Annotated in this window: 17 protein-coding genes and 1 pseudogene; 10 read left to right on the forward strand and 8 right to left on the reverse strand. The window is 62.9% G+C overall.

Features of this window, described 5'->3' with window-relative positions:
- Positions 1–8: 8 nt before the first annotated feature.
- Positions 9–363, forward strand: a pseudogene (locus WA904_RS09240) (SDR family NAD(P)-dependent oxidoreductase); the annotation flags it as partial.
- Between the two features lie 87 nt (positions 364–450).
- Here WA904_RS09240 and WA904_RS09245 read toward each other — a convergent pair.
- From WA904_RS09245 to WA904_RS09260, 4 genes are all read right to left on the reverse strand, one after another.
- Positions 451–948 (reverse strand): hypothetical protein, encoded by a 498-nt coding sequence (locus tag WA904_RS09245; RefSeq protein ID WP_425196830.1) that lies wholly within the window; start codon positions 946–948, stop codon positions 451–453.
- 87 nt (positions 949–1035) lie between these two features.
- Positions 1036–1548 carry an N-acetyltransferase family protein gene (locus tag WA904_RS09250; protein ID WP_425196831.1) on the reverse strand — a complete coding sequence of 171 codons (513 nt, stop codon included), beginning with the start codon at positions 1546–1548 and terminating at the stop codon, positions 1036–1038.
- Between the two features lie 73 nt (positions 1549–1621).
- Positions 1622–2071 carry a hypothetical protein gene (locus WA904_RS09255; protein ID WP_425196832.1) on the reverse strand — a complete coding sequence of 150 codons (450 nt, stop codon included), beginning with the start codon at positions 2069–2071 and terminating at the stop codon, positions 1622–1624.
- A 377-nt stretch (positions 2072–2448) separates the two neighbouring features.
- A complete protein-coding gene (locus tag WA904_RS09260) occupies positions 2449–2883 on the reverse strand; it encodes a helix-turn-helix domain-containing protein (RefSeq protein WP_425196833.1) in 435 nt (144 codons plus the stop codon).
- A gap of 77 nt (positions 2884–2960) precedes the next feature.
- On the opposite strand from WA904_RS09260, the gene WA904_RS09265 reads away from it, so the two are divergent.
- From WA904_RS09265 to WA904_RS09275, 3 genes are read left to right on the forward strand one after another with little or no spacing between them, the layout of a single operon-like run.
- Positions 2961–3458, forward strand: coding sequence for a DUF2938 domain-containing protein (locus WA904_RS09265; RefSeq protein ID WP_425196834.1), 498 nt, complete (start codon positions 2961–2963; stop codon positions 3456–3458).
- A 50-nt stretch (positions 3459–3508) separates the two neighbouring features.
- Positions 3509–4102: a flavodoxin family protein gene (locus WA904_RS09270; RefSeq protein ID WP_425196835.1), complete on the forward strand. Its 594-nt coding sequence runs from the start codon at positions 3509–3511 to the stop codon at positions 4100–4102.
- Positions 4099–4326, forward strand: a complete 228-nt coding sequence (locus WA904_RS09275) for a DUF2798 domain-containing protein (protein ID WP_425196836.1) — start codon at positions 4099–4101, stop codon at positions 4324–4326. The genes WA904_RS09270 and WA904_RS09275 overlap by 4 nt, the downstream gene beginning before the upstream one ends.
- Before the next feature lie 247 nt (positions 4327–4573).
- Here WA904_RS09275 and WA904_RS09280 read toward each other — a convergent pair whose 3' ends face one another.
- The 3 genes from WA904_RS09280 to arsC form a co-directional block, all read right to left on the reverse strand.
- On the reverse strand, positions 4574–5353 hold the full coding sequence (locus WA904_RS09280) for a hypothetical protein (protein WP_425196837.1): 780 nt from the start codon (positions 5351–5353) through the stop codon (positions 4574–4576).
- Between the two features lie 142 nt (positions 5354–5495).
- Positions 5496–6233, reverse strand: a complete 738-nt coding sequence (gene arsH, locus WA904_RS09285; protein ID WP_425196838.1) for an arsenical resistance protein ArsH — start codon at positions 6231–6233, stop codon at positions 5496–5498.
- Positions 6202–6633, reverse strand: coding sequence for an arsenate reductase (glutaredoxin) (arsC, locus tag WA904_RS09290; RefSeq protein WP_425196839.1), 432 nt, complete (start codon positions 6631–6633; stop codon positions 6202–6204). The genes arsH and arsC overlap by 32 nt, the downstream gene beginning before the upstream one ends.
- Positions 6634–6698: 65 nt before the next feature.
- On the opposite strand from arsC, the gene WA904_RS09295 reads away from it, so the two are divergent.
- The 6 genes from WA904_RS09295 (at position 6699) to WA904_RS09320 (ending at position 11837) form a co-directional block, all read left to right on the forward strand.
- Entirely contained in the window at positions 6699–7040 is a 342-nt protein-coding gene (locus WA904_RS09295) for an ArsR/SmtB family transcription factor (protein WP_425196840.1), read from the forward strand.
- 14 nt (positions 7041–7054) lie between these two features.
- Positions 7055–8416 carry a hypothetical protein gene (locus WA904_RS09300; protein WP_425196841.1) on the forward strand — a complete coding sequence of 454 codons (1362 nt, stop codon included), beginning with the start codon at positions 7055–7057 and terminating at the stop codon, positions 8414–8416.
- The gene (locus WA904_RS09305; protein WP_425196842.1) at positions 8413–8913 is read left to right on the forward strand and encodes an ArsI/CadI family heavy metal resistance metalloenzyme; all 501 of its coding nucleotides are present in this window, start codon (positions 8413–8415) and stop codon (positions 8911–8913) included. Before WA904_RS09300 ends, WA904_RS09305 begins: the two co-directional genes overlap by 4 nt.
- Before the next feature lie 12 nt (positions 8914–8925).
- Complete coding sequence (locus WA904_RS09310; RefSeq protein ID WP_425196843.1) at positions 8926–9429, forward strand: arsenate reductase ArsC; 504 nt, start codon at positions 8926–8928, stop codon at positions 9427–9429.
- Positions 9430–9459: 30 nt separating this feature from the next.
- Entirely contained in the window at positions 9460–10494 is a 1035-nt protein-coding gene (gene arsB, locus WA904_RS09315; protein ID WP_425196844.1) for an ACR3 family arsenite efflux transporter, read from the forward strand.
- 137 nt (positions 10495–10631) lie between these two features.
- Positions 10632–11837 (forward strand): MFS transporter, encoded by a 1206-nt coding sequence (locus WA904_RS09320; protein WP_425196845.1) that lies wholly within the window; start codon positions 10632–10634, stop codon positions 11835–11837.
- A gap of 12 nt (positions 11838–11849) precedes the next feature.
- Here the strand turns inward: WA904_RS09320 and WA904_RS09325 are convergent, their stop codons facing one another.
- Positions 11850–12353: a GNAT family N-acetyltransferase gene (locus tag WA904_RS09325; RefSeq protein ID WP_425196846.1), complete on the reverse strand. Its 504-nt coding sequence runs from the start codon at positions 12351–12353 to the stop codon at positions 11850–11852.
- Positions 12354–12882 lie beyond the last annotated feature (529 nt).

A 12882-nucleotide genomic window follows, 5' to 3' on the forward strand; every position in this document is an offset into this window, starting at 1 on the left:
GGCGAAGAACTGCTGCCATCATGCCACTGGTCGCCGCCTACACCGCGAGCAAGACGGCCATCGAAGGCTTCACCGAATCGTTGACTCCGGAGCTGACGCCCTTCAAGGTCAGCGTGAAACTGGTGGAGCCGAGTTACGGGCCTGGCACGCAGTTCACCGCCAATGGGGCGCAGCGCATGCAGGGCCTGATTCCCCGAGGCTTACGCCCCGTTTGCGCAAGCCATTTTTTCAACGCTGGGTCAGCCGGCGGCCGTGACTACCGCAGCCGACGTGGCTGAAGCCGTGTGGCGGGCCGCGAACGATACGGCTGCGACGCCGAGGTATCCGGCGGGTGCGGATGCGGTTGCGCTCGCCCGGAAGTGAGTGGTGGATATGCAACTCCAGGGCGGCTTGGTCGTTGCTGCGTAAATGACGCAGGCGGATGTGCTGGTACGAACCAAAAGTTAGACGTCACTTGAGCACCGCAGACTTCCACTCCCGCAGGATGCCTACCAACGCGTCCAGAGACGCTAACTTTGGATTGGACAGTTCCGTGAGCACTCCGGAGAGCGGGTAGTCAGTTCCAACAGGAAAACCAACAGAGGCAAACGCTTCTTCGATGGCTTGTCGCCGCCGGTTTGAACGCTCGGCGCCCCATTCGTTGTTGTGCTTCCAGTAATTGGCTGCGTGATTGATGATCTCGACTTTAGTCTTCCCGCTCGAGTGAATTGGTCCTCTGCTCAGCGCTGACTTCTTCTCAACCGAGACCGCACCGCAGACAGTTGCGGCATAGGTTTGGCCCGTCACCATTGCTAGCCCAACTAAGTGCTCCATGCTGTCGAAGTAGCCATACGCGTCTGCGTCTTCAGATTCCACGCTCTTGTCGCTGAGCTTCGTAAGTTGCTGATCGAGCAGACGAATGAGAGAAAGCAGAGTTTCAAGTTCTCCCTCAATCCAGAGCGTGGGCATTGTGATGCCTAACGTTGAAGGCAACCGGACCGCAACCTTTGCGGCAAAGCCGCCTCCTGCAGTTGCGGGTTCGTGTTGGCCGACCAATTAACCTGCAATTTGCTGCGCATAGCGAATTTCGTCAACGGAGACTCCCCCAATATGAACAACCTTTCGAGAGCTTTCATCTTCGGCGAAGCCCGCGGCACGATAAAACCGGATCGCTCGTTCGTTCTCAGCGAGCACCCACAGCGTGGCACGCTTCGCGCCAGCAATCCTCATCGCACTCAATGAGTGAAGCCACAAAGAACGACCCGCACCAGTCCCTAGAAACGATGCCCTAAGGTATATCGCCCAAACCTCAAAGTCAGTCGCAACTGAGTCATCATCGCGGCACATGCCAAATGCAGAGAAGCCAACGATCTCTCCTTCAACCTCCGCCACAAGCAATTGTTGAGTCTGCTTTTCAATTGCCTCAGCCCACATGGTAGCTCGGCGCTCAATTGAAAGTGACGAGAGAAAGTCTGCAGGTAGCACTTGGGCATAGGCGTGCTGCCACCCCAGAACATGCACTCTGGCAATCGCTTCTGCATCCGACGAACTGGCCGCGCGAATATTCATTGCAGGTTAACTTTGAAGTACCCAGCGCCAATGGGTGTCCGCGTTGGGTAATATGTTAAAGGTCATTGCTAACCTATTCCCCCATTGGTTCGAAGCCAAGCAGCTGTTCAATCTTGGCAACACGCTTGGCATTTTTCTCTGCCCTGTTCTCTTGATGCACAGAATTTGAAAGGCCGATGAGCTCTTTCGATGCTTCGAACGCATCCTGCCGCGCTGGCAGGAAACCCTTGGAAACCACAGCCCATCGGGCATAAAAAGGGACAGAGACCAGCTTAGAACGCAAATCGCAAGCCAACCTCCGAAATGCCTCACACGCCCGGTCCTCTCCAGCGCGATCACCGACTGGTGTGAAGACCACTTGCGCATGAAACACAAGCGCATACCGAATTTCACCCAGAAGCTTCTTCAGATCCTGGATCGGCTCAATCACCAGCTTTCCCAGAAGCTGACTCGCCACGAAAACAACTATGGCTCCAATGGCCGTTAGAGATGATGTCAGAAGAATCTTAGTGAGATCGTTCATACGTCTTGGCCCCCTATTAATGCATACCGCACAATTGAATTTCATCATAAATCGCATGATGGGAAATCGTGTGCCATCGCTATAGGCTTGACAACGCGCGAGAAGAACAACCGCACACGCAAATCAACTCGCTATAAATTGAATACCATTTAAGGTTTATCCCTAAGGGGTCAACGCCCAATCCCTAACTCAAAGACTCCGCGGATCCACCCGCCTGGCGCCACATCACTCGTCAGCAGCGCGAACTGGCGAGCTTTCCATCACGCCACCACGCGGTCGCAATGCGAAGAAAGTGCCACATGCCCGCCGCATCGAGCTACACAAGCGACTTAACCACCAACCACTGAGTGGGAATCGCCAGCACCTCGGCAGTGCTGTCACGCCTTCGAACGCACGAGGCGCACCGGCTTCCTCATGCGCGGCGCCAGCTCACCGGCCGACGCCGCGCGAAGCAGCCGCTGAAAGGTCGGGCACTCGGCGTGGCTGGGCGCGGGGCACACCGCCGCATGCCTGAGCCCGTTGCGCATCGCCTTCAGGCGCTTGATCGTCCTGTCAATTTCGTCGGCTTTGGCGCTAAGCGACTTCCTGTCGATGCTGGCCTGGCCGTCTGGCGAGAACATGGCGCCGATGTCGTCCAGCGAAAAACCGGCGGCCTGGCCCAGCGCAATCAGCGCCAGCTGGTCCAGCACGCCCGGCGCAAATGTGCGGCGCAGCCCCTGCCGGCCAACCGAGGCTATCAGCCCCTTCTCTTCGTAGTAGCGCAGCGCAGAGGCAGGCAGACCTGATTTTCTGGCGACTTCGGCGATGTCCATGAAAAAACCCTTGACTTCAAGCTGACTTGAACTTGTAGAGTGACACCAGCTTCACTTTTCGTCAACGGGAAATTCACATGAACACATTCATTTCAGGCGCGGCGCACATCCTGCTCATCGGCGTGGGCGCCACCGCGGTCATGGACGCCTGGCTGCTGCTTCTCCAGCGCCTGGGCGTGCCCACGCTTAACTTCGCGATGATCGGCCGATGGGCTGGCCACTGGCGCCGCGGCACGTGGAAGCATGAGGCGATCGCGAAGGCGGCGCCCGTGCGGGGCGAGCTCGCCCTGGGCTGGTTCTTCCACTACGCGACCGGCATTGCCTTCGCGGGCCTGCTGGCCGGCATCTTCGGCATGGACTGGGTGCACAACCCGACACTGCTGCCGGCGCTGTGCGTGAGCATGGCCACGGTTGCCGCGCCCTGGCTTGTCATGCAGCCCGCCATGGGGGCGGGCATCGCCTCGTCCCGCACGCCGGCACCGGCAAAAAGCCGGCTCAGAAGCCTGGCCAACCACACCGTTTTCGGACTCGGCCTGTACCTGGCCGCCGTCTTCCTCGCCTGGATCTCGCAATGAAGACTTTATTCAGAGATTCACTCACTCAACTTGAACTGGACACCACACCCATGAAGAACAAGCAGCTTGCCGTCATCTATCACAGCGCCCACGGCCATACCGGCCACATTGCCGCGCACATCCTGGCGGGTGCGCGATCCGTTCCCGGCATCACCGCGCATTTGCTGAAGGCAGAAGATCTCACCAGCGCGCCCGAGCGCCTGCTGGAATACGACGGATTCATTTTCGGCTCGCCCACCTACCTGGGCGGTGTCTCCGGCACCTTCAAGACTTTCATGGATTCGACGGGCCGGCTCTGGAAGAGCCACGCCCTCAAGGGCAAGCTGGCATCGGCTTTCACCGTGTCGTCACTGCCGGCCGGCGACAAGCAATCCACGCTGCTGTCCCTCTTCGTCTTCGCCATGCAACACGGCATGGTCTGGGTCGGCAACGCCATCCTGCCCGAGCAGCACAGCGGCGTGCCTTACGAGGAAGCCGCCAACCGGCTGGGCTCGTGGTCGGGAATGATGGCGCAGGCCGGGCATTCGGCGCCGGCGGATTCGTTTGCGGCCGGGGACATCAAGACGGCGCGGATGTTCGGCACAAATGTCGCCGAAGCGTTGCTGCGCATGACCGCCGACGCCGATCTGGAGGTGACGCCATGATTCCGCGGAAATTCGAGCCCATCCTGTTCGGTTTCTTTCTCTCGGGCCTGATGTCGCTATTGGTAGCTGGAATATCCACGCTGCGCGCCGCCGGGGCGGGACCGGGCTTTCTGGCGCTGTGGGTCACTTCGTGGCTCACGGCGTGGCTGTTCGCGTTTCCCGCGGTGCTGCTCGTTTCGCCCGTGGCGCGCCGGGTCGTTCGCAGCCTTCTCGCCCAGGAATGAGGAGGACCGGCTTCAAAAAAAAGCCCTCTCATTCATGCGCTTCGCACGAGATGCCCTGCAGCCCGCGGAGGCTTTAGGCGCGCCGCTTGCAACGACATCCGCTATTAATCCAATAGCTGCCTGCGCCCGCCCACAAAGGGTCAGAGGCCGATTTCTCCCATAGAACTCGCAGGCTCCGCTGATTCACCCGCCCGGCCAATTCCTCCGTACGTTTCCTGCACTCGCGCTGGAATGACGGGCTGGCAGCCTATCCGTGAGCAGGCCGGCGCGCGATGGGCAACCATCCACCCGCCGCCTCGTCGGCAGTCCTGATGTTGCGACTGCGGAAACCCGCCAGTGCTGGAAAATTGCGGGCGCTGACCACAGGATCCCGGTAGGTCACGAGTGGCGGCGCACCAACCCCATCGTCCGCGCGGGGGGCAATGCGCTGGTCTTCGGTCGTCCAGTCCCAACTGCCCGCAAACTCCCTGCGGAACAGCACGCCGCCCAGACGCCCCTGCCGATTGCGTGCCAGGCCGTTGCCCTGTATTGGAGGAAGCAGACGGCTGTGAAGAAGCCCCGCGCTCGGCGCCCCTCCTGCCGGCCAATCCGCAATGACCAGGCCCGGATCGGCGACAAAGTAAACCAGGCCGCGCAGCTTCCAGCGCCCCCGCGTGCCCGTCTTGTCGGGAAACCGGCCCACCGTCCCGTCAGCACCCGGCGCATCCATGACAGTGACCACGGTGAATTTGTCATTGATGAGATCCCTGGCGGGTGTAATGGTCGTCACGCCGGCCGCAACCGTGACCCGCCAGCACTCCCAGTAATCGTCAACCGACACCGCCTGGTAAGTTTGGTGCCGCGGAAAGTGGCGCTGAACCCAGTACTTTTCATTGCGCTGGATGTGCTGAACGACATACCCATCCACGGCGTTCACCACATTCCACTGGATGAAATTACGGAAAAGCGTTGCTGAAGCAGCGGTCGGCGCCCTGGGCTCCAACGCGTAGGTCGGCCCGACGTGGTTGGTGACGGTGATGATCGGCATGCGGCAGTCTAAACTGCCAAAATACATGCCTCGTCCTCAAAATTGGGGACAGACATGACTGGCGCGATTCAGTACAGCTATTAATTCAATAGCTGTCTGCGCCCGCCCCCAAAGGGCCAGCGGCCGATTTGATTCATAAAACTCACAGACTCCGCTGGTTCACCCTTTTCGACAGCGCCTCGGCACTCTCCTTGCGCTCGCTGTACCTGTCCACCAGGTAAGGCGCCACATCACGTGTGAGCAGCGTGAACTTCACGAGTTCTTCCATCACGTCCACCACGCGGTCGTAATAGGCCGAGGGTTTCATGCGCCCTGCTTCGTCGAACTCCAGGAAGGCCTTGGCCACCGACGACTGATTGGGAATGGTGAGCATGCGCATCCAGCGGCCCAACACGCGGAGCTGGCTGACGGCGTTGAAAGACTGCGAGCCGCCGCTGACCTGCATGACGGCCAGTGTTTTGCCCTGGGTGGGCCGCACCGCGCCCTGCGCCAGCGGGATCCAGTCGATCTGCGACTTCATGATGCCGGTCATGGCGCCGTGGCGTTCGGGCGATGTCCAGACCATGCCTTCGGCCCACTGCGCGAGCTGGCGAAGTTCTGCCACTTTCGGGTGGGTGTCGGGTGCGTCGTCGGGCAGCGGCAGGCCGCTCGGGTTGAAGGTGCGCGTTTCCGCACCCATGGCCTGCAGCAGGCGCGCGGCTTCTTCGCTGAGCAGGCGGCTGTAGGAACGCTCGCGCACCGAGCCATACAGAAGCAGAATGCGCGGCGCGTGGGCCGAAGGGCGGAAAGCCTGCAGTGCGCTGCCCGATGGCGGCGCAAACAGGGCTTTGTCTACGTTGGGAAGATCTTCAAGCGCCGGCAACACGTTCTCCCTTGTCATTGATCACCTTCTCGCCGTCTTCCTTGGTAAAAGCGCCTTTTTGCGGCGCCGGCAGGATGTCCAGCACCGCTTCGGACGGCCGGCACAGGCGGGTACCCAGCGGCGTCACGACGATGGGCCGGTTGATCAGGATGGGGTGGGCGAGCATGGCGTCCAGCAGTTGCTCGTCGCTGAGGGCCGGGTTGTCAAGCTGGAGTTCGGCGTACAGCTTTTCCTTGCTGCGCATCAGCGCGCGCACCGGCTCACCCGTCTGTGCCGCCAGCTGCTTCAGCGTTTCACGGCTGGGCGGCGTCTTCAGGTACTCGATGACTTCGGGCTCGATGCCGCTGTTGCGGATCAGTGCCAGGGTGTTGCGTGAGGTTCCGCATTGGGGGTTGTGATAAATCTTGATGTCGGACATGGCTCTTTCCTGGAGTGTTTGAGAAGAAGATTGCATCAATTCGATAATTCAATTATATTTGAACTATGAAATCAATACTTCTTGATGAAACGGGTGCCGTCAAAGCTCTTGCTGCCCTGGCCCAGGCGCAGCGCCTCCGGACCTTCCGCGCGCTGGTGGTTGCCGGCCCCGACGGCCTGACCCCGGGCACGATTGCCGAGCAGCTCGAAGTGGCGCCCAGTGCGCTGTCTTTTCACCTCAAGGAGCTGGCACATTCCGGCCTGGTCAGCAGCGAGCCGCGTGGCCGCAACCTGATCTACCGCGCCAACTTCGAGCAGATGACCGCGCTGCTCGGTTACCTGACCGAACATTGCTGCCAGGGCGAGGCCTGCGAAGTGGCCGACGCAGCTTCCTGCGCAGCCTGCTGACCGGGGGCGCCGCCATGAACCTCGCCGAGACCTTGAACCTCGGGTGCCTGTGCCGCACCCTGAACCCCGACCGCTTGCGCAAGCAGCTTGAAACCGACCCTTGCCTGCAAGGCATGCTGGACGGGCTGGCCACCACCCACCCGCACCTGTTTTCTGAAACAGCCGTGTTTGTGGACCCGGGCATGCGCGCCACGTTGGGCCAGGCCATTGCGGCCATCGAACGTGTGGTCGCCCTGCCCGCCTACCAGCAGCTGGCGCTGGCCCATGCGCCCGAAACCGCCCAGCACCACTTCGGACCCGCGGGCGTTTTCATGGGTTATGACTTTCACCTGGGCGAAGACGGCCCGCGCCTGATTGAAATCAACACCAATGCCGGCGGCGCCTTGCTCAACGCCGCACTGGCGCGCGCCCACCGCGAGTGCTGCGAACCCATGCAGGGCCTGATGGACGCGTCCAGCGACCTGCCGCACATCAACCAGACTTTTGTGGACATGTTCCGCGCCGAGTGGCAGGCGCAGCGCGGCACGCAAGCACTGCGCAGCATTCTGATCACCGACGACGCGCCGGAAGTGCAATACATGGCGCCGGAATTTGCCCTGGCGCGGCAGTTGTTCCTGGCGCACGGCATCACGGCGGCTGTGGGCGACGCACGCGAGCTGCAGTGGAAAGACGGCGCGTTGTGGCACCCGGCCCTGCCGGGCGTGGCGGTTGACTTGGTCTACAACCGCCTGACAGATTTCAGCCTGTCTGAACCTGCACATGAGGCCTTGCGCAGCGCGTATGTGGCCGGCGCCGCCGTGGTGACGCCGCACCCGCGTGCACACGCGCTGTTTGCCGACAAACGCAACCTCATCACGCTCGGCGACGACGCGCTGCTGGCCTCATGGGGCGTGTCTGCTGAAGACCGCCGCATCCTGCAAGCCGTGGTTCCGCACACCGAACTGGTCACTGCCGACCATGCCGATGCGCTCTGGGCCAAACGGCGCCAGCTCTTCTTCAAGCCGGTGGCAGGTTACGGCGCCAAGGCCGCCTACCGCGGCGACAAACTCACGCGCGGCGTGTGGGCCGACATCCTCGCCGGCGGTTTTATCGCGCAGGCCCTGGTGCCGCCGAGTGAACGGCTGGTGGACGTCGATGGCGTGGCCACCCGGCTGAAGCTGGACATACGCGCCTACACCTTCCGCGGCCAGGTGCAGTTGCTGGCCGCGCGCACCTACACCGGGCAGACCACCAACTTCCGCACGGCAGGCGGCGGCTTTTCGCCGGTGGTGGTGCTGCCTGCCATGGTGCTTGGTGTGGACGCCAGCCCTCGCCCGCCCCACGCCGATTGCCTGCCCTCCTCTTCCCTTGAAACCCCCACCTGGAGCCCGTCATGAAACGCTTTCACGTCCACATGCATGTCGAAGACCTCGGCAAAAACATCGCCTTCTATTCCGCCATGTTTCATCAGCCCCCCGCCCGCACCGAGGCTGACTATGCGAAATGGATGCTGCAGGACCCACCGGTCAACTTTGCCATCTCCACCCGCGGCAGCACCACCGGCGTGGACCACCTGGGCATCCAGGTGGAATCCGCCGACGAGCTTGCCGAGCTGAAAGCTCACGCCAGGGACGCCGACCTGGCGCTGCAGGACGATGGGGAAACCACCTGCTGTTATGCGCGCAGCGACAAATACTGGCTGACCGACCCGCAAGGCGTGGCCTGGGAGCAATTCCACACCCTGGACAACATTCCGGTGTTCAGCGAAGCAAAATATGCATCAAACCAGGCTGCAGCCCCTGCCTGTTGTGCGCCGCGCGCTACAGAAACAGTAGCGCCTTTGCCATCCGCAGCTTCGTGTGCCCAAGCCCCGGCCGCGAAAGCCTGCTGCTGAAGGACGCCAAAAATGAGTACTCGCCCCCTCAACGTCCTGTTTTTATGCACCCACAATTCGGCCCGCAGCATCCTGGCCGAGGCCACGCTGAATCACATCGGCAAGGGACGCTTCCAGGCTTTCTCGGCCGGCAGCAGCCCGCGTGAGAACCAGCAGCCCAACCCGCTGGCGCTACAGGTACTGCAGAACGCCGGCATTGCCACCAAAGACCTGCGCAGCAAAAGCTGGGACGAGTTCGGCAAGCCGGACTCCCCTGTCATGGATTTAGTCATTACCGTGTGCGACAACGCCGCCGGTGAGGTCTGCCCTTACTGGCCCGGCCAGCCGGCCACCGCGCACTGGGGTTATGCCGACCCGTCGGAGGTCAAGGGCACGGACGGGCAGCGGCTCGACGCCTTTCACCAGACACTTGTGGCCCTGCGCCGCCGCCTGGAACTGCTGATCAACCTGCCGCCTGAAAAACTCGCGCGAGCCATGGTGCAGCAAGCCGCGCGCGACCTCGCTGGCCAGGCCTGATCACCTCCAACAAAACAAAAAGGAAAACTCATGGGCTTGTTCGAACGCTACCTGAGCGTCTGGGTCGCACTGGGGATTTTGGCCGGCGTCGGGCTGGGCCTGCTGGCGCCGGCGGCTTTCCAGGGCATTGCCGCGCTGGAGATCGCCCACGTCAACCTCGTCGTCGCCGTGTTCATCTGGGTGATGATTTACCCGATGATGATCCAGATCGACTGGTCGGCCGTGAAAGACGTGGGCAAGAAACCGCGCGGCCTGATGCTCACGCTGGTGGTCAACTGGCTCATCAAGCCCTTCACCATGGCCGCGCTGGGTGTGCTGTTCTTCCAGTACATTTTTGCGCCCTGGGTCGATCCGCAGTCGGCCAGCGAATACATCGCCGGCATGATTCTGCTCGGTGTGGCGCCCTGCACCGCGATGGTGTTTGTCTGGAGCCAGCTGGTCAAGGGAGATGCGAACTACACGCTGGTGCAGGTCTCGGTCAACGACCTGATCATGGTGGTGGCCTTTGCGCCGATCGCCGCCTTCCTGCTCGGCGTGACGAACATCACCGTGCCCTGGGAAACGCTGGTGCTCTCCACCGTGCTGTACGTGGTGCTGCCGCTGGCGGCCGGCATGGCGACGCGGCATCTGCTGCAGCGCCGCTCGGCGCACGCGGTGGCCGACTTCGTGGCGACACTCAAGCCCTGGTCCGTCATCGGCCTGATTGCCACCGTGGTGCTGCTGTTCGGCTTCCAGGCCGAAACGATTGTGGCCAAGCCGCTGGTGATTGCGATGATCGCGGTGCCGCTGATTGTGCAGAGCTACGGCATTTTCATCATCAGCTACATCGCCGCCAAAGCCTTGAACTTGCCGCACAACGTGGCCGGCCCGGCTTGCCTGATCGGCACCTCCAACTTTTTCGAGTTGGCGGTGGCGGTGGCAATTTCGCTGTTCGGCCTGCAGTCGGGCGCGGCACTCGCCACCGTGGTCGGTGTGCTGGTCGAGGTGCCGGTGATGCTCTCGCTGGTGGCCATCATCAACCGCACGCCGCACTGGTTTGCGCCGCGTTCCCGCCAGCCGGCCTGAGGGGCCGGCCGGCCGCGGCGCTGCCGGACCATGCATAAAATCGGCCGCCAGCCATTTATCGGCGGGCGCAAGCAGCTATTACTTTGATAGCTTCCAGAGCGCTGCCGCATGCGGAGCCTGCTGCTAGCCTTCATCCCATGAGCCAACACCGCAGCGTCACCGTGGCCAGCCTGGGCATCGCCCAGACGCTGGCCTGGGCGTCGAGCTATTACCTGCCGGCCATGCTGGCGACGTCCATGGCGCGCGATCTCGGCGTCAGCACACCGACCGTGTTCCTCGGTTTCTCACTGGCGCTGGTGGTGTCCGCCCTGCTCGGGCCGTTGGCCGGCAAACTCATAGACCGTTATGGCGGCCGGCCGGTGCTGGCGGCCAACAGCCTGGTCTTTGCCGCCGGGCTGGGCACCCTGGCCTTGGCGCAAGGACCAGTCGGCCTGTTTGCGGCCTGGGCCATCCTCGGCGTGGCCATGGCCGCCGGCCTTTACGAAGCGGCCTTTGCCGCGCTGGTACACCTGTACGGCAAGGACGCGCGCGGCGCCATCACCGGCATCACCCTGCTGGCCGGTTTTGCCAGCACCGTGGGCTGGCCGTTGTCGGCCTGGCTCGAGCTGGAATGGGGCTGGCGCACCGCCTGCGGTATGTGGGCCGGCCTGCACCTGCTGGTGGGGCTGCCGCTGAACTGGATACTTCCTTCCACGCCGACAGCTGCACCTCAGCCGCTGGCCATGCCGGCAGAACCGGCGCCGGCCGGCCTCCTCTCCGCACCTGAACCCGGGTCCGCACAAAACCCGGCGCACACGGCGGCGCTGCTGGCCTTTGTGTTTGCCGTCACCTGGTTCATCAGCACCGCCATGGCCGCGCACCTGCCGCGCCTGCTGCAGGTGCACGGCGTGCCGCTGGCCACCGCGCTGGTATTCGCCGGGCTGGTGGGGCCGGCGCAGGTGGCCGGGCGGTTGCTCGAATACGGGCTGCTGCGCAACATTCACCCGCTGGTCTCCGCGCGGGTGGCGGGCGGCACACACACGCTGGGCGCCATGGCGTTCCTGTTTTTCGGTGTGCCCGCAGGTGCACTGTTCACCGTGCTGCACGGCGCCGGCAACGGCGTGCTGACGATTGCCAAGGGCACGCTGCCGCTGGTGCTGTTCGGCGCCAGGAACTATGGCGCGCGCCAGGGCCTGCTGATGGTGCCGGCGCGTTTTGCGCAGGCGCTGTCGCCCTGGCTGTTCGGCCTGGCGATTGACCGCTTCGGTGCGGGAGCGCTGTGGTTTTCGGCGGCGCTGGGCGCGCTGGGCTTGGCCGCATTGATGCTGTTGCGAATGCCGCCGCGCGCCCGGGCTGCGGCCTGATTCAAGGCAGGCTCAGGCCAGCCACTTCTGCAGAAACTGCGCGCTGCCCATGGCCGGGTCCAGCTGGTAGCCGGCAAAGCCAATCCGCTCGTACAGCGTGATGGCGCTGCGGTTGCCCTGCAGCACTTCCAGCGTCAGCTTGCAGGCGCCGCGTTCTCGCGCCATATCTTCGACCAGCGCCAGCATCTGCGCGCCGACGCGCCGGCCGCGGTGGCTGGCCAGCACCACCACGTCATGCACATTGACCAGTGGCCGGCAGGCAAAGGTGGAAAAGCCCTCGATGCAATTGACCAGCCCGACCGGCTGCGTGCCGTCGAAGGCGAGCACGCTGAAGGCCTGGGGGCGTGCAGCCAGTTCCGCCACCAGGCGGGTTCTGGCAAAGTCGCTGAGCGGCTGGCCGCCGCCGGCGACGTCGCGGGCATAGGCATCCAGCAGGAACACCAGCGCGTCGGCATGTGCGGGATGGTGGTAGTCAGCGCGGCAGACGCGCAGTGGGGAGGCAGCAGGATCGGTCACGTGTGGGGTCTTGGAAGATCAGCGGGAGAGCAGATTCTAAGCAAAGCATCGCTTCCCGCGACGGCCCGCTGCTCCGGGGTTATGCATCAAATTGGCCTCCAGCCCAATGGAGACGGGCGCCACCAGCTATGCATGTGATAGCAATGTGGGCTATCCGACAGTAGAGGGTCAGGGCTGTCCGCCGTGTGCCGGGCACGCCGCTTCTCTTTACAGGACATTTACCTGGCTCTTTCGAGTACTACATCTGCCCGCGAAAACCAGCAGTGATAATTCCTGACGCTGGCTGAAGATACGCACCTGCACCGTGGGAACGGCGCTGGCGCCATCATCCATAAAAACACAACCATGCCGCTTGCCACGGCGGCAGGCAACAAGGACAGCTGATGGACCCGAAACTTGAGGCACCGCCCCCCGGCTCCGACACTCCCCCACGCAGACACCTGAGCCGCCGCGCCACGCTGATCGGCAGCGTCATTGCCGTGCTGGTGCTGGCCGGCACCGGCTGGCTGGCCTGGCACCTGACCCGGCC

This window comes from Polaromonas sp. (assembly GCF_049790275.1).
Taxonomy (GTDB): domain Bacteria; phylum Pseudomonadota; class Gammaproteobacteria; order Burkholderiales; family Burkholderiaceae_C; genus Polaromonas.

Excerpts from the sequence above, each read along its gene's own strand:
- WA904_RS09305 (WP_425196842.1), top strand. The coding sequence starts at position 8,413 with ATGAAACGCTTTCACGTCCACATGCATGTCGAAGACCTCGGCAAAAAC.
- WA904_RS09250 (WP_425196831.1), bottom strand. The coding sequence starts at position 1,548 with ATGAATATTCGCGCGGCCAGTTCGTCGGATGCAGAAGCGATTGCCAGA.
- WA904_RS09280 (WP_425196837.1), bottom strand. The coding sequence starts at position 5,353 with ATGCCGATCATCACCGTCACCAACCACGTCGGGCCGACCTACGCGTTG.
- WA904_RS09295 (WP_425196840.1), top strand. The coding sequence starts at position 6,699 with ATGAAATCAATACTTCTTGATGAAACGGGTGCCGTCAAAGCTCTTGCT.
- arsB (WP_425196844.1), top strand. The coding sequence starts at position 9,460 with ATGGGCTTGTTCGAACGCTACCTGAGCGTCTGGGTCGCACTGGGGATT.
- WA904_RS09275 (WP_425196836.1), top strand. The coding sequence starts at position 4,099 with ATGATTCCGCGGAAATTCGAGCCCATCCTGTTCGGTTTCTTTCTCTCG.
- WA904_RS09270 (WP_425196835.1), top strand. The coding sequence starts at position 3,509 with ATGAAGAACAAGCAGCTTGCCGTCATCTATCACAGCGCCCACGGCCAT.
- WA904_RS09255 (WP_425196832.1), bottom strand. The coding sequence starts at position 2,071 with ATGAACGATCTCACTAAGATTCTTCTGACATCATCTCTAACGGCCATT.
- WA904_RS09320 (WP_425196845.1), top strand. The coding sequence starts at position 10,632 with ATGAGCCAACACCGCAGCGTCACCGTGGCCAGCCTGGGCATCGCCCAG.
- WA904_RS09300 (WP_425196841.1), top strand. The coding sequence starts at position 7,055 with ATGAACCTCGCCGAGACCTTGAACCTCGGGTGCCTGTGCCGCACCCTG.
- WA904_RS09260 (WP_425196833.1), bottom strand. The coding sequence starts at position 2,883 with ATGGACATCGCCGAAGTCGCCAGAAAATCAGGTCTGCCTGCCTCTGCG.
- arsC (WP_425196839.1), bottom strand. The coding sequence starts at position 6,633 with ATGTCCGACATCAAGATTTATCACAACCCCCAATGCGGAACCTCACGC.
- WA904_RS09265 (WP_425196834.1), top strand. The coding sequence starts at position 2,961 with ATGAACACATTCATTTCAGGCGCGGCGCACATCCTGCTCATCGGCGTG.
- WA904_RS09310 (WP_425196843.1), top strand. The coding sequence starts at position 8,926 with ATGAGTACTCGCCCCCTCAACGTCCTGTTTTTATGCACCCACAATTCG.
- arsH (WP_425196838.1), bottom strand. The coding sequence starts at position 6,233 with ATGACAAGGGAGAACGTGTTGCCGGCGCTTGAAGATCTTCCCAACGTA.
- WA904_RS09245 (WP_425196830.1), bottom strand. The coding sequence starts at position 948 with ATGCCCACGCTCTGGATTGAGGGAGAACTTGAAACTCTGCTTTCTCTC.